General features: G+C 58.5%; 23 protein-coding genes. 13 read left to right on the top strand and 10 right to left on the bottom strand.

All coding sequences use genetic code 11. From position 1 onward, the window contains the following. Positions 1-20: 20 nt before the first annotated feature. Positions 21-1,352 (bottom strand): MFS transporter, encoded by a 1,332-nt coding sequence (locus AC1DCP_RS19220; protein WP_065687164.1) that lies wholly within the window; start codon positions 1,350-1,352, stop codon positions 21-23. A 79-nt stretch (positions 1,353-1,431) separates the two neighbouring features. Then, entirely contained in the window at positions 1,432-2,208 is a 777-nt protein-coding gene (locus AC1DCP_RS19215; protein WP_065687165.1) for an AAA family ATPase, read from the bottom strand. A 200-nt stretch (positions 2,209-2,408) separates the two neighbouring features. Between AC1DCP_RS19215 and AC1DCP_RS19210 the strand changes: the two genes are divergently transcribed. Further along, positions 2,409-3,053, top strand: a complete 645-nt coding sequence (locus AC1DCP_RS19210) for a hypothetical protein (protein WP_065687166.1) — start codon at positions 2,409-2,411, stop codon at positions 3,051-3,053. Positions 3,054-3,100: 47 nt separating this feature from the next. Here the strand turns inward: AC1DCP_RS19210 and AC1DCP_RS19205 are convergent, their stop codons facing one another. The 6 genes from AC1DCP_RS19205 to AC1DCP_RS19180 form a co-directional block, all read right to left on the bottom strand. Next, the gene (locus AC1DCP_RS19205) at positions 3,101-4,144 is read right to left on the bottom strand and encodes a zinc-dependent alcohol dehydrogenase family protein (RefSeq protein WP_065687167.1); all 1,044 of its coding nucleotides are present in this window, start codon (positions 4,142-4,144) and stop codon (positions 3,101-3,103) included. 75 nt (positions 4,145-4,219) lie between these two features. After that, complete coding sequence (locus AC1DCP_RS19200; RefSeq protein WP_003513332.1) at positions 4,220-5,278, bottom strand: ABC transporter ATP-binding protein; 1,059 nt, start codon at positions 5,276-5,278, stop codon at positions 4,220-4,222. A 13-nt stretch (positions 5,279-5,291) separates the two neighbouring features. After that, positions 5,292-6,074, bottom strand: coding sequence for an ABC transporter permease (locus tag AC1DCP_RS19195; RefSeq protein WP_003513330.1), 783 nt, complete (start codon positions 6,072-6,074; stop codon positions 5,292-5,294). Beyond that, the gene (locus AC1DCP_RS19190; protein ID WP_003513327.1) at positions 6,071-6,955 is read right to left on the bottom strand and encodes an ABC transporter permease; all 885 of its coding nucleotides are present in this window, start codon (positions 6,953-6,955) and stop codon (positions 6,071-6,073) included. Before AC1DCP_RS19190 ends, AC1DCP_RS19195 begins: the two co-directional genes overlap by 4 nt. A gap of 202 nt (positions 6,956-7,157) precedes the next feature. Next, positions 7,158-8,264: an ABC transporter substrate-binding protein gene (locus AC1DCP_RS19185; RefSeq protein ID WP_003513325.1), complete on the bottom strand. Its 1,107-nt coding sequence runs from the start codon at positions 8,262-8,264 to the stop codon at positions 7,158-7,160. Between the two features lie 288 nt (positions 8,265-8,552). Next, complete coding sequence (locus AC1DCP_RS19180; protein ID WP_003513323.1) at positions 8,553-9,431, bottom strand: MurR/RpiR family transcriptional regulator; 879 nt, start codon at positions 9,429-9,431, stop codon at positions 8,553-8,555. Between the two features lie 177 nt (positions 9,432-9,608). Here AC1DCP_RS19180 and AC1DCP_RS19175 point away from each other — a divergent pair, with 177 nt between their 5' ends. The 9 genes from AC1DCP_RS19175 to AC1DCP_RS19135 all read left to right on the top strand — a co-directional run bounded on the left by AC1DCP_RS19175 (position 9,609) and on the right by AC1DCP_RS19135 (position 19,317). Then, entirely contained in the window at positions 9,609-10,382 is a 774-nt protein-coding gene (locus AC1DCP_RS19175) for an N-formylglutamate amidohydrolase (RefSeq protein ID WP_065687169.1), read from the top strand. Between the two features lie 212 nt (positions 10,383-10,594). Further along, positions 10,595-12,109 (top strand): amino acid permease, encoded by a 1,515-nt coding sequence (locus AC1DCP_RS19170; RefSeq protein WP_003513319.1) that lies wholly within the window; start codon positions 10,595-10,597, stop codon positions 12,107-12,109. A gap of 64 nt (positions 12,110-12,173) precedes the next feature. After that, positions 12,174-13,538 carry a glutamine synthetase family protein gene (locus AC1DCP_RS19165; protein ID WP_065687388.1) on the top strand — a complete coding sequence of 455 codons (1,365 nt, stop codon included), beginning with the start codon at positions 12,174-12,176 and terminating at the stop codon, positions 13,536-13,538. An 18-nt stretch (positions 13,539-13,556) separates the two neighbouring features. After that, on the top strand, positions 13,557-14,945 hold the full coding sequence (locus AC1DCP_RS19160) for an aldehyde dehydrogenase family protein (protein WP_013636539.1): 1,389 nt from the start codon (positions 13,557-13,559) through the stop codon (positions 14,943-14,945). Beyond that, a complete protein-coding gene (locus AC1DCP_RS19155; protein WP_003513312.1) occupies positions 14,942-16,087 on the top strand; it encodes an iron-containing alcohol dehydrogenase in 1,146 nt (381 codons plus the stop codon). Before AC1DCP_RS19160 ends, AC1DCP_RS19155 begins: the two co-directional genes overlap by 4 nt. A 9-nt stretch (positions 16,088-16,096) precedes the next feature. After that, positions 16,097-16,480: a hypothetical protein gene (locus AC1DCP_RS19150; RefSeq protein WP_065687170.1), complete on the top strand. Its 384-nt coding sequence runs from the start codon at positions 16,097-16,099 to the stop codon at positions 16,478-16,480. 161 nt (positions 16,481-16,641) lie between these two features. Continuing rightward, positions 16,642-17,358, top strand: a complete 717-nt coding sequence (locus tag AC1DCP_RS19145) for a ParA family protein (RefSeq protein ID WP_038491666.1) — start codon at positions 16,642-16,644, stop codon at positions 17,356-17,358. Positions 17,359-17,417: 59 nt separating this feature from the next. Continuing rightward, positions 17,418-18,065: a TetR/AcrR family transcriptional regulator gene (locus tag AC1DCP_RS19140; RefSeq protein ID WP_038492891.1), complete on the top strand. Its 648-nt coding sequence runs from the start codon at positions 17,418-17,420 to the stop codon at positions 18,063-18,065. 46 nt (positions 18,066-18,111) lie between these two features. Further along, positions 18,112-19,317 (top strand): MFS transporter, encoded by a 1,206-nt coding sequence (locus AC1DCP_RS19135; RefSeq protein WP_035198628.1) that lies wholly within the window; start codon positions 18,112-18,114, stop codon positions 19,315-19,317. A gap of 70 nt (positions 19,318-19,387) precedes the next feature. Here the strand turns inward: AC1DCP_RS19135 and AC1DCP_RS19130 are convergent, their stop codons facing one another. Next, complete coding sequence (locus AC1DCP_RS19130; RefSeq protein ID WP_065687172.1) at positions 19,388-20,779, bottom strand: L,D-transpeptidase family protein; 1,392 nt, start codon at positions 20,777-20,779, stop codon at positions 19,388-19,390. Positions 20,780-20,935: 156 nt separating this feature from the next. On the opposite strand from AC1DCP_RS19130, the gene AC1DCP_RS19125 reads away from it, so the two are divergent. The 3 genes from AC1DCP_RS19125 (at position 20,936) to AC1DCP_RS19115 (ending at position 22,641) form a co-directional block, all read left to right on the top strand. Continuing rightward, positions 20,936-21,769, top strand: a complete 834-nt coding sequence (locus AC1DCP_RS19125) for an aldose 1-epimerase family protein (protein WP_065687173.1) — start codon at positions 20,936-20,938, stop codon at positions 21,767-21,769. A 142-nt stretch (positions 21,770-21,911) separates the two neighbouring features. After that, positions 21,912-22,250 carry a protein tyrosine phosphatase family protein gene (locus AC1DCP_RS19120; RefSeq protein ID WP_003513297.1) on the top strand — a complete coding sequence of 113 codons (339 nt, stop codon included), beginning with the start codon at positions 21,912-21,914 and terminating at the stop codon, positions 22,248-22,250. Positions 22,251-22,299: 49 nt separating this feature from the next. Next, complete coding sequence (locus AC1DCP_RS19115) at positions 22,300-22,641, top strand: RidA family protein (protein WP_003513295.1); 342 nt, start codon at positions 22,300-22,302, stop codon at positions 22,639-22,641. A gap of 222 nt (positions 22,642-22,863) precedes the next feature. Here the strand turns inward: AC1DCP_RS19115 and AC1DCP_RS19110 are convergent, their stop codons facing one another. Next, positions 22,864-23,616: a HugZ family pyridoxamine 5'-phosphate oxidase gene (locus AC1DCP_RS19110; RefSeq protein ID WP_065687174.1), complete on the bottom strand. Its 753-nt coding sequence runs from the start codon at positions 23,614-23,616 to the stop codon at positions 22,864-22,866. Positions 23,617-23,672 lie beyond the last annotated feature (56 nt).

Below are 23,672 nucleotides of genomic sequence, written 5' to 3'. Positions count from 1 at the left end.
TTTTTGTGTCGTCGTTGGGCTTACGACCTTAAGGCCGCCAGTTCCTCTATGCCGACATGGCTTTCGATCTCGCTGCCGCGCAGATAGAGGTAAACGCCGATGCAGAAGGCGAGGGCGGCGATGAACACCAGATACCACGCATGCGCCATTGGATTGACGGCTAGCGCCATCGTTACGCCAATCGGTGTCAGCCCGCCGAAGATGGCATAGGAGACGTTGTAGGCGAAGGAGAGGCCCGAGAAGCGGACCGAGGCCGGGAAGGCGCGCACCATGACATAGGGCACTGCACCCGCCATGCCAACCGACAGGCCCATGACGCCGTAAAGCACGAACATGGTTTCTAGCGATGTGCCGGCATAGCTGTAGAAAGTAAAGGTGGCGATGCCGAAGAAGATGCTGGCGGCCATGAAGAAAATGCCGGAGCCGACACGATCGATCAATGCGCCGGCGATGATGACGCCGAAGATGAGGAACAGCGTGCCGAAGCTGGTGCCTGCCAGCGCCTGGGTCGGTGTGTAGCCATAGAGCTTCTGCAGGAAGGTTGCCGTCATCAGCGTGGTAACGACGATGGCTGCGGACAGAACCCAGGTCAGCAGCGCGGAAATGATCACGCCGCGCATATGGTGCTTCAGTACGAGGCCAAGCGGAAGCTTGTCCGTCAGCGACTTCGACTTTTTCATCTCCATGAAGATCGGTGTCTCTTCCAGCCAGCGGCGCAGATAGACGGCAATCAGGCCGAATATGCCGCCGAGCAGGAAGGGAATGCGCCATGCATAGGCCGCCACATCTTCTGCTGAGAAGAGGGAATTGATGGCAAAGGCAATCAGCGAACCGAGCATGATGCCGAACGAGAGGCCGGACGTCAGAAAACCGCAGGCGAGCCCGACGCGGCGAAAGGGCACGTGCTCCGCAACGAAGGTCCAGGCACCCGGCACTTCGCCGCCAATGGCCGCACCCTGCAGCATGCGCAGGACGATGAGCAGGATGGGGGCCGCAACGCCGATGGCGGCATAGGTCGGCATCAGCGCCATGCCGAGCGTCGAAAGCGCCATGAGCAGGATGGAGAAGGCGAAGACGCGTTTGCGGCCATAACGATCGCCATAATGCGCGAGAACGATGCCGCCCAGCGGCCGCACCAGATAACCGGCGGCGAAGATGCCGAAGGTCTGGATCATCACCAGCCAATCGGGCATTTCCGGTGGGAAGAACAGATGGCCGATGACGGTGGCGAAAAACACGAAAATGATGAAATCGTAGAACTCCAGCGCGCCGCCGAGGGCCGAAAGGCCGAGAGTTCTGTAGTCCTGCCTGTTCAGGGGCCGGGCAGCTGCCGGTGTGGTGGTGGGAGACATAAGCCTGCTTCTTTTTCTAATTCACATGTTGCTAATGGGCATGCGGCAAGCGATGCGCGATTTCAAGCCTTATCAGCTCCTAGTCGCTCATGAATTTTGATGGACGATCAAGAAAGCGCCGCAGGAAACTGATGTTTTCCAGCTCATCATAATGACGCTCGGTGATGCCGCTCTCGTCGAAGTAATAAATCGTCGCTTCGGGAATGGCCAAGAGTACTGGCGAATGGGTTGCGATGATCAACTGCCCGCCACTATCTGCCGTGTGACGGACGAGGGCTGCAAGCTCCAGCTGCTTTTGCGGTGAAAGAGGGCTTTCCGGTTCATCAAGAAAATAAAGGCCGGCGCCGTGCAGGCGCTGCTGCATGATATCGAGAAATCCCTCGCCATGCGAACGCCGGTCTATGACGTTGCTTCTGACGATATGCCTGAAAGTGTCCGGTGTTTCCTCGGGAAAATCTTCGCCTCTTTTCAGGGCTTTTTCCCGCTCCCAGCGAAAGTCATCCAGGGTCTCTTCATTCTGCTTGCGGATGTAGCCAAGCACGTCTTCGGCGCGCATGAACATGCGGATTTTCGGGTATTTCTTGCGGGCGAAATAGAATGCCTTCGCCACGGTTTCCGCATGCTGAAGATAGAGGTCGCCGGCAACCTGTCCATGATTGCCGATGGCGTAGGCTGTCATTCCGGCCGCCAGCCCTTCCAGCAGCGTGGATTTGCCGGAGCCGTTATTGCCCGCGAAAAAGGTGATCGGCGTCTTGAATTCGAGGCGTTCCAGCTGGCGCAGCGCCGGAACGGTAAAGGGGTATTCGTCCCTTCGGTCCGGAGTTTCCTTCATGGTCACGCTGTCGAGAAACAGCATTTTCAATCCTCTTTATCGATGCTTCTTTTTCTGTGCGTCCGTTTGCGGCGGAAGAGGAGTATATTATATTGGTGTATATTATAAGTATCAAAATTACACCTGTGTATTTTTAAAGTAATTAAATGAATAATCATCGATTAAATTTTATATTAAGGCGATTGTGGAAATATATCCCGATATTTTTGTATTGCGGGGAAGATATGAATCAGATTGCGCTGGTTTACGTCGCCATCATATTTTTGTTCGCGTCTGCTGTGGATGCCGATGCCAAGCGTTTTCGGTTTTTTGCGGTGCCTGGCTTCAGTCGCGGTGAGACGATCGACAGGGTCTACGACTTGCCCAATCAAACGACTTTCGTGGTGGAAGGGAAGTTCTTTGACCTCGGCTATCTGAACAGCAGTAGTGGCGACGCTTATGTTCTTTATAATGGCGACCAATACGTGAAGTTGGACGAGGTGGGCCTTAAGGGCATTTCCAGTATGCTTGGATTTGACCCTACCGTCGAGGACCGCAAAAAACGTGCGGCGGCTTCGGAGGCGGCTGAGCCTATAGGGAGACTGATAGGTGGGTTTGTGCTGCTCGTGGGCCTGTTCGTGCTCCTGCGCAGGGGCATTCGCTGGTACTATCGGTCGGGTAGCAGAAACGCTCGTCTCGAGCGGGAAGATATCGAGGCGGTCGTCGAATTACCGGAACCCCGTCCGCCGACCATACGTCAGCAACGTGCGCCAGTTACCCAGGATTATACGCCCGCTCTCAATGAGGTTGCACCGCCGACCAGAAGACCGGAGACCGCGCCAAATCGCGCGGGGATGGCAGCACGGCCATTCGGACGCAGGAATCCCTGATGCCGTCTAGACAAACGGCATTTTCCAGGGCGTTCCGGCTGTGACTGTTATTCGAACCTGTCGATGATGCTGATGCCACTTTCCTGGAAACGGTCCATGGCGGGAAGGGCGGTGATGGCATCGGAAAGGGTGATGTGGCGGCCGATCAGTTTTTCGGGCGCGAGCTTGCCGCTCTCGATCATCGCCAGCATGTCTTCGTAGCGCCATGCCTGCATGCCGTGGCTGCCGTAAATCTCCAGCTCGTGGGCAATCACCCGGGCCATGGGGATGGCTGGCATGGCGTGATCGGCCAGCATCAGCCCTACCTGAACGTGGCGCCCGCGCCGGCGCAGGTTGCTGATGGAATTGCAGCAGGTCTGCGGGTGGCCAAGCGCGTCGATAGAGACATGCGCGCCGCCGCCGGTCACTTCGCGCACCGCCTCCGTAACGTCGGCAACCGAGCGGCTGTTGATGGTGGCGGTTGCGCCGAGTTGGCGGGCAAGTTCGAGCTTGTCTTCCGCAATGTCGATGGCGACGACCTGAGCGCCGAGGCCTGCGCCAATCATGATGGCGGAGAGGCCGACGCCGCCGCAGCCATGTACCGCAAGCCACTCGCCGCCTTTCAGGCGACCCTGGTCCGTCACAGCCCGGAAGGACGTGGCGAAACGGCAGCCGAGACCGGCGGCAGTGGCGTAGCTCATCGTATCAGGCAGATGAACAAGGTTCTGGTCCGCGTAATCGATGGCGACATATTCGGCGAAAGAACCCCAATGGGTGAAGCCGGGCTGGAACTGCGTCTCACACACCTGTTGATTGCCGGAGCGGCATTCATGGCAACGGCCGCAGCCGGAAACGAAGGGAACGGTGACACGGTCGCCCGTCTTGAACCTGGTAACGTTCTTTCCGACCGCAGCGATAACGCCGGCGAATTCGTGGCCGGGGACATGCGGCAGGCGAATATCCGTATCATGGCCCATCCAGCCATGCCAGTCGCTGCGGCAGAGGCCCGTCGCCTTCACCTCGATGACCACGCCGCCGTCGGTCGGTTCCGGATCAGGCAGGGGTGCCACAATCGGGGTCTCGCCGAACAGTTCGTAAAAAAGCGCGCGCATCCTGGCCTCATATTGTCGGTAAGCAGATTTGAATTATACCTGCTCTATCTGCTTCCGACGCTGGAGAAAAGCCATTTAATCTTTGATCACCATAAGATCACCAGCCGCGAATTTAAGCGTTACTTGTTCGCCAAGGGCGGGCGGTGCGGTGCCGGGATCGTTGAACATGTCGAAAGACAAGGTCGAACCGCCAAGATCAAGACGGGTTCGGATGACCGAACCCAGGAACTGGCTTGAGGTGACGATACCGGAAATAGCGACGTCTCCCTTTGCGTCAGCCCCGAGAGCTCCTGCTTCCGGGCGCAAGGCCAGGGTGATTTTTTCACCGTTTGCAACATCGACCGGCTTGTGGAGCGTCACGTTCTGCTCCCCGACACGGATCGTGCTGGTAGAGGAATCGACGACGGTTGCGTCGATCAGGTTCAGCGTGCCGACGAAGGAGGCGACAAACCGGGTCGCGGGCTTGTTGTAGATATCGAAGGGCGAACCGATCTGGTCGGCGCGGCCGGAATTCATGACAACGATACGGTCGGAGATCGACAGGGCCTCTTCCTGATCGTGGGTCACGAAAATCGTGGTGATGCCGAGCTTTCTCTGGATCTGGCGGATTTCTTCGCGCAGCGATACGCGGATCTTGGCATCGAGCGCGGAAAGCGGCTCGTCCAGCAGAAGCACTTCCGGCTTCGGGGCCAATGCGCGGGCAAGCGCCACGCGCTGCTGCTGGCCGCCTGACATCTGGTAGGGGTAACGATCCGCCAAATGCTCCAGATGGATGAGCTGAAGCATTTCCTTCACGCGTGCATCGATCTCGGCTTTCGGCTTGCCGGCGACTTTGAGCCCGAAGGCGACATTTTCGTAGACGTTCATGTTGGGGAACAGCGCATAGGCCTGAAACACCATGCCGATATTGCGCTGGTTGGGCCTGAGCGTCGTCTGGTCCTTGCCGTTGATGACGATCGATCCGCCGGTCGGGATTTCGAAACCGGCGATCATGCGCAGCACGGTGGTCTTGCCGCAGCCCGACGGGCCTAGAAAGGAGACGAACTCGCCCTTTTCGATGGCCATGTTGAAATCATGGACGACCTGTACGGAGCCGAAGGATTTCTTGATATTGCTAAGTGTCAAAAAGCTCATGAAAATCTTGTCCTCAGGCCTTGGGAGGCGCGCCCTTCTGGTAGCGTGAAACGAGTTGGATCAACCCAAGGCAACCCCAGGTGATGCCGAAGGAGATCACGGCAAGTGCAGCCGGTTCATAGGCGCGGTTGGCGCCAAGCAGCTGCATATAGGGGCCAAAGGCCGGGCGGTTCAAAAGGGCGGCCATGGTGAATTCACCAATGACGATGGCGAAGGTCAAAAACGCACCTGACAGCACGGCGACCAGAACATTGGGCAGGATGATGCGCGACAGAATGGTCGTCCACCCCGCGCCAAGGCTCTGCGCCGCTTCCGTCAGCGTCGAGACGTCGATGGTCCTCAGACCAGTATCGACGGCGCGGTACATGTAGGGCAAGGCTAGCGTGGCATAACCGAACATCAAAAGCAGGTTGGTGCCGAAGGTCGTGCCGGTCAGCGGAAGCCAGCTAGAGGTGTTGTAAAGCCTGATATAACCGAACACGATGACGATGGCCGGGATGACCAGCGGCAGGAGCGTGATGAATTCGATATAGGGGCGCAGGCCCGGCAGTTTTAGGCGGACCCAATAGGCCGTGGGCACCACCAGCAGTACACCGAAAACGATGGTGAAGAGAGCCATCACCACAGAATAGCTGAAGGTTTCCTGAAAACGCGGGTCGGTGAGCACCTTGCCATAGGCGTCGAAGGAATATTCACCGCGGCGCATTTTCAGCGAGAAGTTGGTCATGCCGATCAGCGGCAGGGCGAAATAGAGCAGGCCGAAGATCAGCGCGCCCCAGGCGAAGAATTTCTTCATTTGAGCCACCTTTCGCTACGGGCGCGCAGCCAGATGTAAAGCGCATTGGCGATGCCGGTGACGACGATCATGCCGAAGGCGAGAGCGTAACCCAGATGCGGATTGCCGAGAACGTCGCCGCGGATCTGCGCGAAAAGCAGGATGGGCACGATGTTGAGCGACGAGCCGGTAAGCGCGATCGCGGTGGCCACCGCACCGAAGGCATTGGCAAACAGCAGCGACATGGTGCCAAGCAACGATGGCAGGAGGATGGGGAAGGCCACCATGCGCCAATATTGTACGCCGGTCGCGCCAAGGATTTCCGCAGCTTCGCGCCACTCGCGCTTCAATCCGTCAAGCGCCGGCGTGATGATGAGGATCATCAGCGGAATCTGGAAGAACAGATAGGTGACGGTCAGGCCCCAGAAGGACAGGATGTTGAAGCCGAGGAGTCTCAGATCAATGCCGATCTGCGTCTTCAAAAACACGGTGAGTAGGCCGACCGGGCCGAGTGTGGCGATGAAGGCGAAGGCGAGCGGCACGCCGGCAAATTGCGATGCGACGCCCGAAAAGGTCAGGAGCGGTCCGCGAATGCGCTGCGGCAGACCACCCAGGACCACGGCGGCGGCGACGGCAAAACCAATCAGGCAGCCAAGAGCCGCCGAGGCGAGGCTGATCTTGATCGAAATCCAGTAGGCCGCGAGGATGGACGAGGTGAAAAGCCCGGCGACGTTTTCCAGCGTCAGGCTGCCATCGGGACGCTGGAACGCACCGACCACGATTTTCATCGTCGGAAAAATCAGAAACAGCAGAACAAAAACAGCAAAAGGTACGACGCCTAACCAATGAAGCGGCAACTTTCTGCCCGCATCGGATGGTCCGCCGGTGTTGGTTGATGGCATGCCTGGTCCCCAAACGCCGTTTTCAAACGGTCTGTCTATAAAGTTCTTTATTATCGCACGTCCGGTAAAAACGGAATCGTCAGACGCACTTTCGATCTTTGTTTTGTGCAATTTCCGGGGGTAAAACCAAGGGAGTTTTACCTGAAATGCTTTCAAAGAAGCACCCCGGCTTTTTGAAAAGCCGGGGTGTATTTTTCAAAGGTTACTTCACGTTCGCGCCGACGACGCTGTCCCAGCCGCCGGTAACGGCGGCCTTGTTGGCGTCGACGTCTTCGAGCGTCGGGAAGATTGCCTTTTCATAGGCTGCTGCCGGCGGCAGGCTGTCGATCAGTTCCTGCGGAACCTTGCCGGCCTTGACCATCGCGTTGAAGCGGATCGGGTGGCAATAACCCTTCAGCCAACCGAGCTGACCGTCGTCGGAGTAGAGGTGTTCCATCCAGAGCTTGGCAGCGTTCGGATGCGGGGCGTAAGCGGAAATGCCCTGAACGTAAACGCCAGCCAGAACGCCTTTTTCCGGAACCACGACTTCCGTGGGCGGGTTGTCGTTCAGCGTCTTCTTCCAGGAGAGCGCGTTATAGTCCCAGGCGACGATGATCGGGGTAGCACCCTGTGCCAGCGTGCCGGCCTTGCCGATGACTGGCAGGAAGTTGCCAGCCTTGTTGAGCTCGGCGAAATATTTCAGACCAGCCTCACCGGCTTCCTTGCCGGACTTCGCACCGCTGGCAAGACCGGCGGCGAGAACGCCGAGGATAGCCTGGTTGGAAGCGCGCGGATCGCCGGCAAGCGCTACCTGACCGGAATATTCCGGCTTCTGCAGGTCGGCCCAATCCTTCGGCACGTTCTTGACGAGGTCCTTGTTCACGAAGAAGGACATCACGCCGTAATAGTCGCCGTACCAGTAACCTTCCGGATCCTTGACGTTGTCAGGGATTTCGTCCCAGGTGGAGACCTTGTAAGGCTGCAGCAGGCCTTCGGCCTTCATCTGCGGGCCGAAAGCGAGACCGACGTCGACAACGTCAGGAGCCTGCGGGCCCTTGTTGTCCTTGTTCGCCTTTACCGCTTCGACTTCATCGGCAGACCCGGCGTCGGGGTTGAGTTCATTGACGGTGATTTCCGGATATTTCGCCTTGAAAGCGGCGATGACGTCGCCGTAACCACACCAGTCGTGCGGCAGCGCGACGGTGGTCAGCATGCCTTCCTTCTTGGCGGCAGCGATCAGTTCGGCGCTTGGCGCAGCGGCAGCGATCGCGGTGGAGGCCATTACCAGAGCGGTGGTGGCAGCAAGCAGTCGACGGCAATGAGAGATCACTTTTTTCTCCTCTTCGTGTTCTCGTATTACGGACGCTGATACGGATTCTGGATGAAGCTAATGTGACGGCTGGATTGCAATTTATTTATCCGGATTCCGTCACTTTACGCCCATTTTCCGCCATCACCCGGCTTTGTGCCTGCAATCGCGGGGTAATCCCATCATCATTCGTGTTGGACAGATATGTTCCCCAGCTTGTTTTTATCCCGCTTTATCGCGCTGGTAGCGATTTCGGGTATCCAATCAGCCGGCGGTTTCCGCGTCAAGCACTGTGCCGGCTACTAATGTTCATGTCCGGTCCGGCCTGCGGAACAGACGCGTCTGCTCGAACAGGCCTTCCAGCGCGTTCATGCGCTCCTTGGTTTCATCCCAGGTGCTGCTCTGCACTGCTTCGATCAGCGCTTCGACGACAAACAATGTAACGACCGATGAATCCCATGCCGAGGGGGCTTCGATCTTCACACGGAAGGTGTGCAGCGCGTGGCGCGCCACCGGCGATGTCCACTGATCCGTGAAAAGAATGATCTGTACGCCGTTTGCCTTCGCCACCTCGGCAAGCGTCGTCATGTCGTGCTCATAACGGCGGATGTCGAAGATCACCAGCACATCGCCGGCGCTCATATTCAACATATATTGAGGCCAGGCGCTGGAGTTGGACGACATCAGCGTCGTCTTCGGCCGGATCACCTGCATATGCGTGAAAAAATATTCGGCAATCGCGCCGGTGATGCGCCCGCCGACGAAATAGATGCTGCGTTTGCGGTCCGAGAGCAGCCTTGCGGCATTGTCGAAGACCGCGGTGTCGAGATCGCTCAAAGTGTCGCGCAGATTGCCCGTTATGGCGTCGGCGAAACGGTTGAGAATATGCAGACCCGGCGCATTGGTTGCCCAGCGGTCATGTTTGGCAACCGGGCCGGAGATCGTCGCTTCCAGTTCCTGGTGCAGATGGGCCTGAAACTCCGGGTAACCTTTGTATCCGAGCTTCTGCACCATGCGCGCCACCGTCGGCGTCGAAACACCCGCATTTTCGGCAATCGTGGTGATGCTGCCGAGACCCGAGACGGGGTAGTTGCCGAGAAGGCTCTCCGCCAGCCGTTTTTCCGAACGGGTCAGCGCGTCATAGTGGGCATGGATGACATCCGACACGGTGGCCGTCGTACTGCGCAAATCTTTCCCCTTCCGGTCTTTTTGCCGGTGTATTGGCGAATATAAGCATCTGTGCCAGCTATCGAGTCAATGGGGAAAATGAAGAGAAAATTTCAAAATTCCATTTGACACTCGCGATAATGTGAAGAATTCTTTTCGTCATCGGCGGGATGGCAGGTTTCGGGGCGGGATGCGTGCATGACGGTGCGTTCACGGTTTTTCACGGAAGCGGAAGGACAGGCTGTCGGCGTCGAGAACGCCGCAGCAAAGGGCGACGTCGTTCTGGTCTGCGAACATGCTTCAGCCACCATACCGGAAAAACTCGGTACGCTCGGTCTTTCGCCGGACGTGCTTTCGAGCCATGCGGCCTGGGATCCGGGCGCCTTGGCGGTTGCAAGGCTGCTTTCGCAGAAGCTTGATGCCACGCTCATTCATCAGCGGTTTTCGCGCCTGGTCTATGATTGCAACCGGCCGCCGGAATCGCCTTCTGCCATGCCGGTCAAAAGCGAGATTTACAATATTTCCGGCAATCTCGATCTGAGCGATGCGGAACGGTTTGCCCGAACCTCGGCGCTTTACGTGCCGTTTCACGACCGTGTCAGTGAGATTATTGCCGAGCGGCAGGACCGCGGCCGCAAGGTGGTGGTGGTGACCATTCACAGTTTCACGCCGGTCTATCACGGTCAGTTCCGTGAAGTGCAGATCGGCATCCTGCACGATACTGACAGCCGGCTGGCCGATGCGATGCTGGTGGGCGCCGAGGGTTCTGCGCTCACGGTAAAGCGCAACGATCCCTACGGTCCGGAAGACGGTGTAACGCATACATTGCGGCTGCATGCGCTGCCGGACGGACTTTTGAACGTCATGATCGAGATCCGCAACGATCTGATCGCCAATGAAGGAGACCAATCGGCAATTGCCGATTTTCTTCACGAGCTTATGGGGAAGGCGCTCTCATCAATCGATGAGTGAGGGAGCAATGGGGCGGCTTATGGTGAAAACACCGCGGCCGACCGTCAATGAGACTGCCGCAATCGACAAAAGCCGGAACGGCATGAAGCGGCAAGGGAACAGCAGATGCGTGCGGCGCAGTGCGGGAAACCTCCCGGGCGATGCCGGAAACTGGGGGCACAATCGGCCAATAACGGCTGGCTGGCTTTTTTTTCTATTAAGGAGAGAAGGGCATGGACGGTTCATCATCAGGCGTCAGCTACAAGAAGGCTGATGCATCCTATTTCGAAAAACGTGGACTATCCCGATACGCGGGCGTGTGGTCGCTGTGGTCGCTTGGCGTCGGCGCGGTTATATCAGGGCATTTTTCCGGATGGAATTTCGGGTTTTCCACCGGCGGCTGGGGCGGCATGCTGGTGGCGGGCATCATCATCGCCATCATGTATCTCGGGCTGACATTCTCGATTGCGGAAATGAGCCCGGCGCTGCCGCACACGGGTGCCGCCTATTCCTTCGCCCGCACGGCCATGGGCCCGTGGGGCGGTTTCGTCACCGGACTTTGCGAGAATGTCGAATATGTGCTGACGCCGGCGGTCGTCGTTACCTTCATCACCGCCTATGTGAACTCCATTCTCGGCCTCGATCCGGCCTATTCACCCTTCGTGTGGATAGCCTTCTACGCCATCTTCCTTGCTCTCAACGTCTTCGGACTTGAGCTTTCTTTCAAGGTCACCCTGGTCATCACGCTGATTTCGCTCGGCGTTCTGGTGTTTTTCTGGGTGAGCGCCATTCCGAACATGGATTTTTCGCGTTACGCGCTGAATATTGGTGTCGGACCTGATGGCAAGGCTGTGGAGCTGCCGGAAGGCAACGGTTCCTTCTTCCCATTCGGTTTTTCGGGCGTTCTTGCCACGCTGCCTTTTGCGGTCTGGCTGTTCCTCGCCATCGAGCAGCTGCCGCTGGCGGCTGAAGAATCCGTTGATCCGAAACGCGATATGCCCAAGGGTATCATTCTCGGCGTCATCACGCTGATGGTTTCGGCCTTCATGATCGTGCTGCTGAACCCGTCACTACCGGGCGTCGGCGCCTTTCATCTCAGCTCGTCGCTTGAACCGCTGCTGGATGGCTTCAAGGCGATCTACGGCGATGGCGGCGTGGTGCTGCTCGGTCTCGTGGCGCTGACCGGCCTGATTGCCAGCTTCCATACGATCCTCTATGCGCAGGGCCGCCAGATCTATTCGCTGTCGCGTGCGGGTTACTTCCCGACCGTGCTGTCGATCACTCATTCGAAATACCGGACGCCATACGTTGCCAATATTGCCGGCGCGCTCGTCGGCCTTGCGGTCATGCTCGTCATCTGGTTCTCGCTGGGTGCGGAACAGGGCGGCAGCATCATCGGCAGCGTGCTTTTGAACATGGCCGTGTTCGGTGCGATGTTCTCCTACATCCTGCAGGCGATTTCCTTCATCCTGCTCAGGAAAAATCTGCCGCATATCGAGCGGCCGTTCCGCTCGCCCTTCGGCATTCCGGGCGCGGTGTTGACAATCATCATCGCCATCGTGACGCTGCTCTATCAGATCCAGGATCCGAACTTCACCAAGGGTGTGCTGTGGGTAGCCGTATGGTTTGCGGTTGCCATTGCCTACTTCGCCTTTGTCGGACGCCATCGCCTCATCCTGTCGCCGGAAGAGGAGTTCGCGCTGGAGCACAAGCAGGCTGCCATGGCAGCGGCGGCTGCAAAGGCCTGATGCTCGAACTGACGGGCGGCCGCATACCGGCTGCCTGCTCGCCACATGAAAAGGGATGGACAAAATGACGAGCTATACATTCGACGCGCTGAAGATGGATGTGGCCGAAGGGCGCATCGACACGGTTCTGGCCTGCCTTGTCGACATGCAGGGGCGTCTGATGGGCAAACGGTTCCAGGCGGAGTTTTTCGTTGAAAGCGCCTTTGAGGAAACCCATAGCTGCAACTATGTGCTTGCCACCGACATGGAAATGGAAACCGTTCCCGGTTACAAATCCTCAAGCTGGGAAAAGGGCTATGGCGACTATACGCTGAAGCCCGACCTTTCGACGCTGCGGAAGGTGCCGTGGCTGGAAGGCACGGCGCTGGTTCTGTGCGATGTGCTCGATCACCACACCCATGAAGAAGTGCCGCATTCGCCGCGCGCGCTGCTGAAAAAGCAGGTGGCGCGGCTGGAGGCGATGGGGCTTAAGGCCTATATGGCGACCGAGCTCGAATTTTTCCTGTTCGACCAGACCTTCGATGCGGCACGCGTCAGCGGCTACAGGGACCTGAACCTCGCCAGCGGCTACAACGAAGACTATCATATCTTCCAGACGACCAAGGAAGAGGACGTCATGCGGGCGCTGCGCAAGGGCCTGCAGGGTGCGGGAATTCCGGTCGAGAATTCCAAGGGCGAGGCGTCTCCCGGTCAGGCGGAAATCAATGTGCGTTATGCCGAGGCGCTGACCATGGCCGACCGGCACGCCATCATCAAAAACGCCACCAAGGAGATTGCCTGGTCGAAGGGTAAGGCGGTGACGTTCCTTGCCAAGTGGAACTACAATGCCGCTGGCAGTTCCTCGCATATCCACCAGTCGCTTTGGAGCCTGGATGGCAAGCCGGCTTTCCTCGACAAGGACGGCGAACACGGCATGTCGGATGTGATGCGGCATTATGTTGCCGGGCTTCTGGCGCATGCCAGCGACATCACCTATTTCCTGGCGCCCTACATCAATTCCTACAAGCGGTTCATGGCTGGCACCTTTGCGCCGACCAAGGCGATATGGAGCCTCGACAACCGCACGGCAGGATATCGCCTTTGCGGCGCGGAAACCAAGGGCATCCGTATCGAGTGTCGTGTCGGCGGGTCGGATCTCAATCCCTATCTCGCCATGGCCGCTCTTCTTGCGGCGGGCATTGACGGCATTGAAAATAAACTCGAACTTGAGCCCGCTTTTGTCGGTGACGCCTATGGCGGGAAGGACGTGCGCGAGATACCCAAGACATTGCGCGACGCGACCGCCTTCCTGGACGGATCGAAAATGCTGCGTGAGGCCTTTGGCGACGACGTGGTCGATCACTATGTGCATGCCGCAAGGTGGGAGCAGGAAGAATACGACCGCCGCGTGACCGACTGGGAAGTTGCGCGCGGTTTCGAGAGAGCCTAATCATTACGGGAAAACATCATGACCATGATCCAGAATATCTCGCCCATCGACGGCTCGGTTTATGCCGAGCGGGAGGCGATGTCGCTGGAAGCGGCGCGCGCCGCCGTTTCGAAAGCGCGCAAGGCGCAGAAGGACTGGGCGCGACGTCCGCTTGAGGACCGCGTTCAGCTGGTTCTCAAAGGTGTGGCGCGCCTTAACGAAATGGTGGCCGAGGTGGTGCCGGAACTGGCGCATATGATGGGCCGCCCGGTTCGTTATGGCGGCGAGTTCAAGGGCTTCAATGAGCGCTCCAATTATGTCGCCTCCATTGCCGCGGATGCGCTGGCGCCACTCGTCATCGAGGAAAGCGGTAATTTCGAACGCCGCATCGAGCGCGAAGCACATGGCGTGGTCTTCGTCATCGCGCCGTGGAACTATCCCTACATGACGGCGATCAATACCGTTGCCCCGGCTCTGATGGCCGGCAACACAGTCGTCATCAAACATGCGGCGCAAACGCTTCTCGTCGGCGAGCGGATGGTGCGGGCTTTCGTGGAGGCCGGCGTGCCAGACGATGTCTTCATCAATGTCTTCCTCGATCACGGCACGACCTCGGCGCTGATTTCCGAGGGCCTGTTCAATTTCGTCAACTTCACCGGTTCGGTGGAAGGCGGCCGAGCCATTGAGCGTGCTGCTGCCGGCACCTTCACCGGTCTCGGGCTTGAACTCGGCGGCAAGGACCCCGGCTATGTGATGGAGGATGCCGATCTCGACGCTGCCGTCGATACGCTGATGGATGGCGCGACCTATAACTCCGGGCAATGCTGCTGCGGCATCGAGCGTATCTACGTCAACGAAAACCTCTATGACGCATTCGTCGAGAAGTCCGTGGCGTGGGTGTCCAATTACAAGCTCGGCAATCCGCTGGAACAGGAAACGACACTGGGGCCGATGGCCAACAAGCGTTTCGCCAAGGTGGTGCGCGCACAGATCGCTGATGCCGTCTCAAAGGGCGCCAAGGCTTTGGTCGATCCCAAGCTTTTCCCTGCCGATGACGGCGAGAGCGCTTACGTCGCTCCGCAAGTGCTCGTCAATGTCGATCATTCCATGGAGTTCATGACCGAAGAAACCTTCGGCCCCGCTCTTGGCATCATGAAGGTGAAGAACGACGACGAGGCCATCGCCCTGATGAATGACAGTAAATATGGCCTCACCGCCTCGCTCTGGACGCAGGATGCAGCGCGTGCCGGGCGTATCGGCCGTGAGATCGAAACCGGCACCGTGTTCATGAACCGTGCGGATTATCTCGATCCCGCGCTCTGCTGGACAGGTGTGAAGGAAACGGGCCGTGGCGGCTCGCTTTCCGTTCTCGGTTTCCAGAACCTGACCCGACCGAAATCCTACCATCTGAAGAAAGTCACGAAATGAATATCGTCGCCAACTGGAGCTATCCCACCGCCGTCAAGCTTGGCCGTGGCCGGATCAAGGAACTGGCGGAAGCCTGCAAGACGCTCGGCATCAAGAAGCCGCTTCTCGTCACGGATCGCGGCCTTGCCAATATGGCGATTACCGCGCATGCGCTCGATGTACTGGAAGAGGCTGGGCTCGGCCGGGCGATCTTCGCCGACGTCGATCCGAACCCCAACGAAATCAACATGGAAGCCGGCGTAAAAGCCTATCGCGATGGCGGCCATGACGGCGTCGTCGCCTTCGGCGGTGGTTCCGGCCTCGATCTTGGCAAGACCATCGCCTTCATGGCCGGGCAGACGCGCCCGGTCTGGGATTTCGAGGATATCGGTGACTGGTGGACGCGGGCGGACGCCTCGAAGATTGCGCCCATCGTCGCGGTTCCGACGACGGCGGGCACCGGTTCGGAAGTTGGCCGCGCCAGCGTCATCACCAATTCGCAGACCCATGTGAAGAAGATCATCTTCCATCCGAAGCTTTTGCCCGGCGTCGTCATCTGCGATCCGGAACTGACGGTCGGCATGCCGAAGGTCATCACGGCAGGCACGGGCATGGACGCCTTTGCCCATTGCCTCGAAGCCTATTCGTCGCCGTTCTTCCATCCGATGAGCGCCGGCGTTGCGCTTGAAGGCCTGCGTCTGGTCAAGGAATTCCTGCCACGCGCCTATAAGGACGGCACGGATATCGAAGCGCGCACCAATATGATGGCGGCGGCTGCGATGGGGGCGGTTGCCTTCCAGAAGGGTCTCGGCGCCATTCACTCGCTCTCGCATCCGATCGGCGCTGTCTATAACACCCATCACGGCATGACCAATGCCGTGGTCATGCCTGCCGTCCTGCGTTTCAACCGCCCGGCCATCGAAGACAAGATTGCCCGCGCTGCCGCATATCTCGGCATTTCGGGCGGTTTCGATGGTTTCTATGATTATGTGCTGGAGCTTCGCAAGGAACTCGGCGTGCCTGATAACCTGACCGCCATGGGCATTAAGCCTGACCGCATTGACGAACTGGCGGCAGAAGCGATCAAGGATCCGAGCTGCGGCGGCAATCCGGTGCCGATGACGCTGGAGAATACCAGGAAATTGTTTGAGGACTGCTTTTAAAGGGTAGTTATGGCAGCCATGAGATTTTCAGTTTTTTCGCCATTGCTCGCAGTGGCGTTTCTAAGCCTGCCCCTTGCGGCGCAGGCCGCTTCTTTCAAGGAACTTTCCGGTCAGGATTACAAAGTCGGAGCTCTGTCGAGCACTAAGGCGGGAATCCGGGGATGGAATTTGTCCAGGGGTTCAGACCGCTATTTCTGTGAAATGCGCGCGACTATGGCGTATTCTGGAAAGAACGGCATGGTGTCCTTCACCAGCGCCGGACGCATGATTACGCTTGATCGTGCAACTGTTGAGAAAAGGCTGGGCAGTTCCCTGAACTTGCCGAAGTACGAGGATCTAAAAGCCGGCCGCCTGCGTGCGGACGATGTGGGTTCCTGCCGAAAGCTGGCGTGATCAATCAGATGGCAAAAGCCCGCGATTTATCGCGGGCTTTTTGTTGTCCACACAAACGATCTTAGTCTTTTCTTAACCATATTCGTTAAGGTTATGGAAAGCACCATGATTGGTTCGGTGCGTGAATGAGCATGAAACAGCTCTGATCATCAGGGGATATCATGCCTGTCATTACTTTTGCCAACACCAAGGGCGGCGCGGGAAAAACAACTGCCGTATTGCTTCTGGCAACCGAACTTGCCCGCAGCGGCCACCGCGTAACGGTTCTGGATGCCGATCCGCAATTGTGGATTTCCCGCTGGCACGAATTATCAGGCGAGATCGAAAATCTCTCGGTAATTTCGCATGTCACGATGGCGTCCCTCGAGGGGCATATCCGCGAAAACAATGCCAATACCGACTGTTTCATCATCGATCTGCCGGGAGCGAAAAACCCGCTTCTGACCATGGCGCTTGGTATTTCCGACCATGTGCTGATACCGGTGCAGGGCTGCGCCATGGATGCGCGTGGGGCTGCCGAGGTTCTTGACCATATCGAGTTCCTGAACCGCAAGATGGGCAAGGCGATCGCCCATTCCATCGTGCTGACGCGGGTCAACGCCATGGTGGCGACGCGCTCGCTGCTGCTCGTCAAAATGCTGCTGGCCGAGAAGAACGTTTCGGTCCTGAATACGCCGATTGTCGAAAGAGCGGCTTATCGCGATATCTTCGATTATGGCGGGACGCTTCTCTGTCTCGACAAGGACAAGGTCAGCAATATCGACAAGGCGGTGGAGAATGCGAAAGCATTCGCGAGCGAGGTGCTAGGCCTTTTGCCGAAACGCCTATCGCGGTTCGGTACGCAACCCGCGCGCTTTTTCACCCGCAAGGCGGCTTGAAAACACTGCCAATGCCCGGACTGCTGGAGGTGCGGGCATTATTTTTGCTTGATTTGGAAATGATCATTTCCTATATTGCGATCATGACCGATACCAGCCACACCAATTCCCCGGAACAACGCCATCGCGGCAGGCCGCGCGAGTTCGATATCGACCGCGCGCTTGATGGAGCAATCCGTGTTTTTTCTAGGCGCGGGTATCACGCCACCTCTGTCGGTGATCTTACCGATGCGATGGAACTGGCGCAGGGCAGTCTCTACAAGGCTTTCAAGGACAAGAAATCCATCTTCATCGCGACGATGGAGCGCTACAGGATCTTGCAGACGGAGCGGTTTGAAGCCGCCGTTGCCGGTTACGATACCGGTTACGAGCGTTTGCGATCCGGCCTGATGTTTTATGCGGAACGGTCGCACGGTGCCACCGGTTCGGATGGATGCCTCGTGGTTGGCGCCGCCGCCGATCTCGCCGCACTGGACGACGATATCGCTGTCGTGGTCGAGCGGGCGGTGAAGGCGAGGGAGCGGATCGTTGCCCGGCTGGTGGCTGAGGGGCAGAGGGATGGTTCCGTGCAGTCGAAGACTGATCCCGATGATCTCGCCAGAGCGATGTTGTGCATGATGTACGGGATGCGGGTGGTGGGAAAGACCGGGCGCAGTCTGGAAGAGATGACGGCCGTGGTGGATATCGCCCTGAAACTTGCCGAATAATTTTGTGGCTATTTAGGAAACATTCGTTTCCATATTGGAGAAAATGATGACGACGCGTGTAGTTGAAGGGGAGGATGTTTACGAAACATCCATTTCCCCGGCCCTGACTTTTCTACTGGCTACCGCCTGCGGACTGATTGCGGCTAATCTTTATTATGGCCAGCCCCTTGCCGGCATCATCGGGGCGGAGCTTGGCCTGTCTGCCGGCGCAACCGGTCTGATCGTGACCCTGACGCAGATCGGCTACGGCGTCGGCCTGCTGTTCGTCGTGCCGCTTGGCGATCTGGTCGAGAATCGCAGGCTGGTCGTCAGCACCGTTTCGATGGCGGTGCTTGCGCTCCTAGCGGCGGCTTTTGCCCCGCATGCGGCACCTTTTCTGATTGCGGCCTTTCTGGTCGGTATCAGTTCGGTCGCGGTGCAGGTTATCGTTCCCTATGCGGCGCACATGGCGCCGCACGCTGTTCGAGGGCGGGTAGTCGGCAATGTCATGAGCGGATTGATGGCGGGTATCATGCTGGCGCGCCCGGTCTCCAGCCTCCTGTCGGAAGTGGTCTCCTGGCGCGGTGTGTTCCTGACGTCGGCTGGCGTCATGGCAATTCTCGCCGTTGTGCTCTATCGCCTTTTGCCCGTTCGTGTGCCTGAGGCAAGGCTGGGTTATGGGGCGTTGATGGCCTCCATGGGCAGGCTTGCCGCCCATACGCCTATCCTGCGGCGGCGGGCGATCTATCACGCCTTCCTGTTTGCTGCCTTCAGCCTGTTTTGGACAACGACGCCGCTTTATCTGAGCGGGCCGCATTTCAATCTCAGCCAGGGCCAGATTGCGCTGTTTGCCCTTGCCGGTGCAGCAGGCACCGTCGCCGCTCCGATTGCGGGGCGCATGGCTGACCGGGGCTGGACCTATGCCGCTACTTTTGCCGCGATGGTGGCAGCGGCGCTGTCATTCGCCGTCACGCATCTTGCGCCGGAAGGATCGCATCTGGCACTTGGCATTCTCGTGGTCTCCGCCATCGTTCTCGATTTCGGCGTCACCACCAATCTGGTGCTCGGTCAGCGCGCCATCTTCACGCTCGGGGCGGAATTCCGCAGCCGTCTGAACGGCGTCTACATGGCGACATTTTTCATGGGCGGTGCGATTGGCTCTGCCGTCGGCGGCTGGGCCTATTCCGTCGGGGAATGGGGTGCTGCGTCCTGGGTCGGCTTTGCTCTACCAGCGGCAGCGCTGCTTTACTTCCTGACTGAAAAGCGCGGATAACATTCATCAACGAAAAAGCCCGGCGGAATGACATCCGCCGGGCTTTTGCAATTCGTCTTCGCGGTCAAACCTATTCCGCGAATTCCACCACGACGCCGGGGCGGACCATTTTTGCCAGCTCCGTCGCATCCCAGTTGGTGAGGCGGATACAGCCGTGGCTGTTGGTCTTGCCGATCTTCGAGGGTTCCGGCGTGCCGTGGATACCGTAGGTCGGTTTGGAAAGGGCAATCCAGACCGTGCCAACTGGGCCGTTTGGACCGGGCGGAATTTGCAGGATCTTGTCGTTCTGGCCCTGCCTGAAGTTGATCTTCGGATTGTAGGTGTAACCCGGATTAAGCGCGATGCGCTCGACCGTGTGCGTGCCGCTTGGCGAAGGCGTGTCGGTAGAACCGATGGTGGCGGGATAAGCGGCGATCAGAGCGCCATCCTCTCCGTAAGCGAAGACCTGCTTGATGCCCTTATGCGCGACGATGCGGGCCACCTGTCCCTTTTTGGGTTCCCCGGGATTGACGACCTTGATGATGGTGCCGGGCACGGAGAAATCGATGCCGGGGTTCAGTTCTTTCAGATAGGTCTCGTCCATGTGGAAGCGTTCGGCCAACGCCTCCGACGTGGAGGTGAAGGAGAGGGCGGGTAGCTGCGACTTCTCGGCATAGTCATCCGGAATGGAGGCGACATAGGGGCCGGCTGCATCGGCTGCGGTGATCGTATAATCGACGATCGGCATGCCGCCGGAGGCGCGCAGACGCTCGAGAATGTCCTCGGAATTGTTCGGGTCGAGCTTTTCGCCGGTCATGTCCTGCCAGGCGGCAATCGCCTTGTTGACGTTGTCGCCCATCTTGCCATCGATCACGCCGGGCGAGATGCCTTCGCGGTCGAGGAAGGTCTGAAGTGCCACGATCTCCTGGCGAGACCTGTTGACCGGTGTGGTGACGGGCGTGTGGCGCTCGATCAGGTGGTGCGGCTGCGGAACGGCAGCCGTGGTGCTTTCTTCGGGCATCGGCTGGTTGAGCGGCGCGCTTTCGACAGCGCCCGGGCCGGGAACCGAGCCGGTATAGACATCGTCGCCGGAACCATTGCCGCGATATTCGCGGTAATCGCGCACGCTTCCATTATCCTGATAACCGTAATCGCGCTGCGGCTCACGATATTCACCGCCGGGGGCCGGGGGATAATAGGTGGTGTCGCGTTGCTGTACCTGTTGCCGCTGCTGATAGCCTGACGGCATTTCAGTGGCCAGCAGATTGCCGTACCGGTCATAAAATACCGTGCGGCCCATATTGTCGCGACTGATGACGATGTCGCCACGTTGGGGCACGAAATCGAGAACACGGCCATCCGGCGTCACCAGAACCGGCTGTTCCTGATAGCCATAACGCTGCTGCGCGCCAGCCTGTAGAGGCGCGCAAACCGCCGCCAAGGCAATCGCCAGACCCAGAGCTGCGTTAACAAACTGTTTCACGATTCTGCTATCCCTTACTTCGTTCACCGATAAACACACCGTAATCTTGACCCTATTGTGAAAAAGGTGAATTCACGGTTAAAGCAATCTTAATTTACGTCACGGTTAGTAGCGTTTCCGTGATTATTGCGCTTTTACTGCCACAGGGAGGTTGTCTTGCGTTCGTTTCAGGCCGGCAAATCGCCACGCATTTTCCTCGATGAAACCTCCGTTTTCGATATTGGCGCCTGTGTTGTCGATGGTATCGACATCGCGCCCGGCCGTGCCATTCCAGATGATGGCGATCCGCGCATCGACCATTCGCTGGAAGGCTTTCTGTTCACCTGCGGTCCCGATCATATCCGCCATCCCGAACCGATCGGCGGTGAGGGCGAGGGGCGTCGATATCCTTTGCATGGGTCCTTCTCCGCGCATCCCGCCAAGATAGTTGCCTTCGACGTTCATGAGTCCAATGCATTGGCGCGTGCCGAGGTTCCCGTGAACCTTGCCGATGGCGGCACGGCCCTTCTCGAGCGGACATGGCGCATCGATGGCGAAAGCGGCGAAGTGAGCCTCGATGACCGGATCGTCAATACGAGTTCGCGGCCGATCCCGGTCTTTCTGATGTACCACATGAATGTCGGCGCGCGGCTGTTTGACGAGGCCGTTCGGCTGGAAGGTGCCATGCTCGATGGCGGTGGTCATGGCTGGCGCTTTGGCGAGGAGCCAGGCACGGTGTTCTGTGTACCCGCCGGTCAGGACGAATGGGCGGAAATTGCGCTCGGTCCGATTGCCGCAATTGGCGGCAAGACGCTGAAAGTACGTTTCGGCACGGAGACGTTGCCCCATCTGCAGATGTGGCGGAACCAGAAGGATCCGGCCAATGTGCTTGGCATCGAACCGGTTTCGCACCGCTGGGTGGGGCGCGGCGAGCTTGAGGCCGCCGGCGAGTTCAATATGCTGCAGCCGGGCGAAAGCCGCTCCTATGGTCTTCGCTTTTCCATCCTCTGAATAGGCGACTGAATGGTGTACCGAATGAAGGCGCCGCATCATTGACGCAAGAGTTTTGAGCCCTTACATCGGATGCGGATTTCAGACAGTGGCGACAGCGTGCCAGCGGCGCCAAGGCGCCGGTTTAAGCGGAGGCATTATTATGGATATCAGGCGCATAGACGACGAATATTCGGTCACGGGACAGATCAGCGTTGCCGATCTCGACGAGGTCAAGGCGCTCGGCTTCAAGTCGATCGTCTGCCACCGCCCGGATGGCGAAGAAGAAGGCCAGCCGCTTTTCGCCGATATTGCCGAGCGTGCCGAACAGCTTGGCCTGACCATCGTGCATGTACCGGTTGGCCGCTACGGCGTCGATGCGGATGCGGTTACCGGCATGGTGGATGCGCTTGACGAATTGCAGCGCCCGATGCTCGGCTATTGCCGTTCCGGCGCGCGCTCGACCGCGATCTACGAAAAGACCCACCACCTGCGCGGCTGATTTTCCGCGGATAATTCGATTTTCTAAAGCCAATCAACAGGAGTTTTCCATGACCATCAAGCGTATCGAACCGGGCAAGCGCATGAGCGGCGCCGTCATCCACGGCAACACCGTTTATCTGGCCGGCCAGGTCGGTGAGGGCGTGTCCGTGACCGATCAGAGCAAGTCGGCGCTGGCTGAAGTCGATCGTCTGCTGGCCGCTGCCGGTTCCGACAAGTCGAAGATCCTGCAGACCATCATCTACCTCTCCGACATGTCCACCTTCGGCGAAATGAACGCCGTCTGGGAAGGCTGGATCGACCCGGCAAACCCGCCGGCCCGCGCCACCAGCGAAGCGGCGCTTGCTACTCCGGACTACAAGGTTGAGTTCATCGTTACCGCTGCTCTCTGAGTAACGGTTTGATTTTGAGAAAGGCCGGGTTGCGGAATGCAGCCCGGCCTTTTTTGTTGGGAAAATTCGAAACGCTCGTTTTGTCATCCTCGGGCTTGCCCCGAGGATCCAATCACGTATCGCAAATTGATAGGTAGCAGATGCTCGGAACAGGCCCGAGCATGACGGAGGAGAGGCGATTGTCCCAGGTTTGTGAATCGCTTGCGCCCTTCATTTCAGAAGCTAAGCAAGCGCCTTCTCAAGCTGCTTCAACGTCTTCACCCGTTCTGCAAACCACAGCCGTGCCAGGTCGTTGGCTGAGGCGAGGTCGATACCATCAGGGTCTATGGAAGTGATTTTCCAGCGTGCGGTTTTCGCACCCGCAAGAGCGGCCAGCCGTGATGCCTCGCCCTTGATGGCGTTGAGGCGCGCGGCCTCGTCCGCTGCCGCAGCCATTAGCTGTTCCGCGCCGGAAAGGTCACTGCGCAGATCGGCAGGTGTGATGTTGCTGGCGTTGCGGGCCGGGCCACCATTGATCTGAACGCCCTCTGTCCGCAGCCGGTAGAGCCTTGTATCGGGAAGAGAGAGGTAGAGTTTTGCCTTGGGATAGCGGTCGATGTAGCGCTGTCTGGCAAGCGGCACTTCTTCCGGATCGATCAGTTCCGCCTTGCCTACCAGTGTCAGCCGGGCCAGCGTCAGCGCGTCACCCTTGCCGAAGGGGGCAAGTGTCAACGAGATACGCTGGTCGGCCTCCATGTTTCGGGCATGCAGCGTCAGGCCCGCCGCGAAGAAGAACGGCGTACCATCCGGCTCTATGCCGATATTGGTGGCGGTCGTATAGGGATAACCGCTGACCGGATCGAGGGTCGCGAGCGCCGCTGTGCGGGATGTGTGCAGGACATCGCGTGCCACGCGCACGGCCTCGAATGGCGCACCGGCCGAAGGTTCGATCTTTGCGCCGCGTGGGGTGATGACGGGAGGGGCTGCATCCGGCATGTCGTTTCCTAACCTGTATGTTCTAGTCAGGATTTACACCATGCCGGAGCCATGTC

The organism is Agrobacterium sp. 10T429 (genome assembly GCF_056393925.1).
The sequence above is the reverse complement of the archived record's forward strand: the minus strand, read 5'-3'. Positions and strand labels throughout refer to the sequence as shown.

Bases quoted from the DNA above. Each gene is read 5' to 3' on its own strand.
- AC1DCP_RS19140 (WP_038492891.1), top strand. From the start codon at position 17,418: ATGATCATTTCCTATATTGCGATCATGACCGATACCAGCCACACCAAT.
- AC1DCP_RS19145 (WP_038491666.1), top strand. From the start codon at position 16,642: ATGCCTGTCATTACTTTTGCCAACACCAAGGGCGGCGCGGGAAAAACA.
- AC1DCP_RS19190 (WP_003513327.1), bottom strand. From the start codon at position 6,955: ATGCCATCAACCAACACCGGCGGACCATCCGATGCGGGCAGAAAGTTG.
- AC1DCP_RS19170 (WP_003513319.1), top strand. From the start codon at position 10,595: ATGGACGGTTCATCATCAGGCGTCAGCTACAAGAAGGCTGATGCATCC.
- AC1DCP_RS19120 (WP_003513297.1), top strand. From the start codon at position 21,912: ATGGATATCAGGCGCATAGACGACGAATATTCGGTCACGGGACAGATC.
- AC1DCP_RS19165 (WP_065687388.1), top strand. From the start codon at position 12,174: ATGACGAGCTATACATTCGACGCGCTGAAGATGGATGTGGCCGAAGGG.
- AC1DCP_RS19160 (WP_013636539.1), top strand. From the start codon at position 13,557: ATGACCATGATCCAGAATATCTCGCCCATCGACGGCTCGGTTTATGCC.
- AC1DCP_RS19195 (WP_003513330.1), bottom strand. From the start codon at position 6,074: ATGAAGAAATTCTTCGCCTGGGGCGCGCTGATCTTCGGCCTGCTCTAT.
- AC1DCP_RS19220 (WP_065687164.1), bottom strand. From the start codon at position 1,352: ATGTCTCCCACCACCACACCGGCAGCTGCCCGGCCCCTGAACAGGCAG.
- AC1DCP_RS19135 (WP_035198628.1), top strand. From the start codon at position 18,112: ATGACGACGCGTGTAGTTGAAGGGGAGGATGTTTACGAAACATCCATT.
- AC1DCP_RS19205 (WP_065687167.1), bottom strand. From the start codon at position 4,144: ATGCGCGCGCTTTTTTACGAACTGTTCGGCGAGACCCCGATTGTGGCA.
- AC1DCP_RS19115 (WP_003513295.1), top strand. From the start codon at position 22,300: ATGACCATCAAGCGTATCGAACCGGGCAAGCGCATGAGCGGCGCCGTC.
- AC1DCP_RS19210 (WP_065687166.1), top strand. From the start codon at position 2,409: ATGAATCAGATTGCGCTGGTTTACGTCGCCATCATATTTTTGTTCGCG.
- AC1DCP_RS19110 (WP_065687174.1), bottom strand. From the start codon at position 23,616: ATGCCGGATGCAGCCCCTCCCGTCATCACCCCACGCGGCGCAAAGATC.
- AC1DCP_RS19155 (WP_003513312.1), top strand. From the start codon at position 14,942: ATGAATATCGTCGCCAACTGGAGCTATCCCACCGCCGTCAAGCTTGGC.
- AC1DCP_RS19150 (WP_065687170.1), top strand. From the start codon at position 16,097: ATGGCAGCCATGAGATTTTCAGTTTTTTCGCCATTGCTCGCAGTGGCG.
- AC1DCP_RS19175 (WP_065687169.1), top strand. From the start codon at position 9,609: ATGACGGTGCGTTCACGGTTTTTCACGGAAGCGGAAGGACAGGCTGTC.
- AC1DCP_RS19200 (WP_003513332.1), bottom strand. From the start codon at position 5,278: ATGAGCTTTTTGACACTTAGCAATATCAAGAAATCCTTCGGCTCCGTA.
- AC1DCP_RS19215 (WP_065687165.1), bottom strand. From the start codon at position 2,208: ATGCTGTTTCTCGACAGCGTGACCATGAAGGAAACTCCGGACCGAAGG.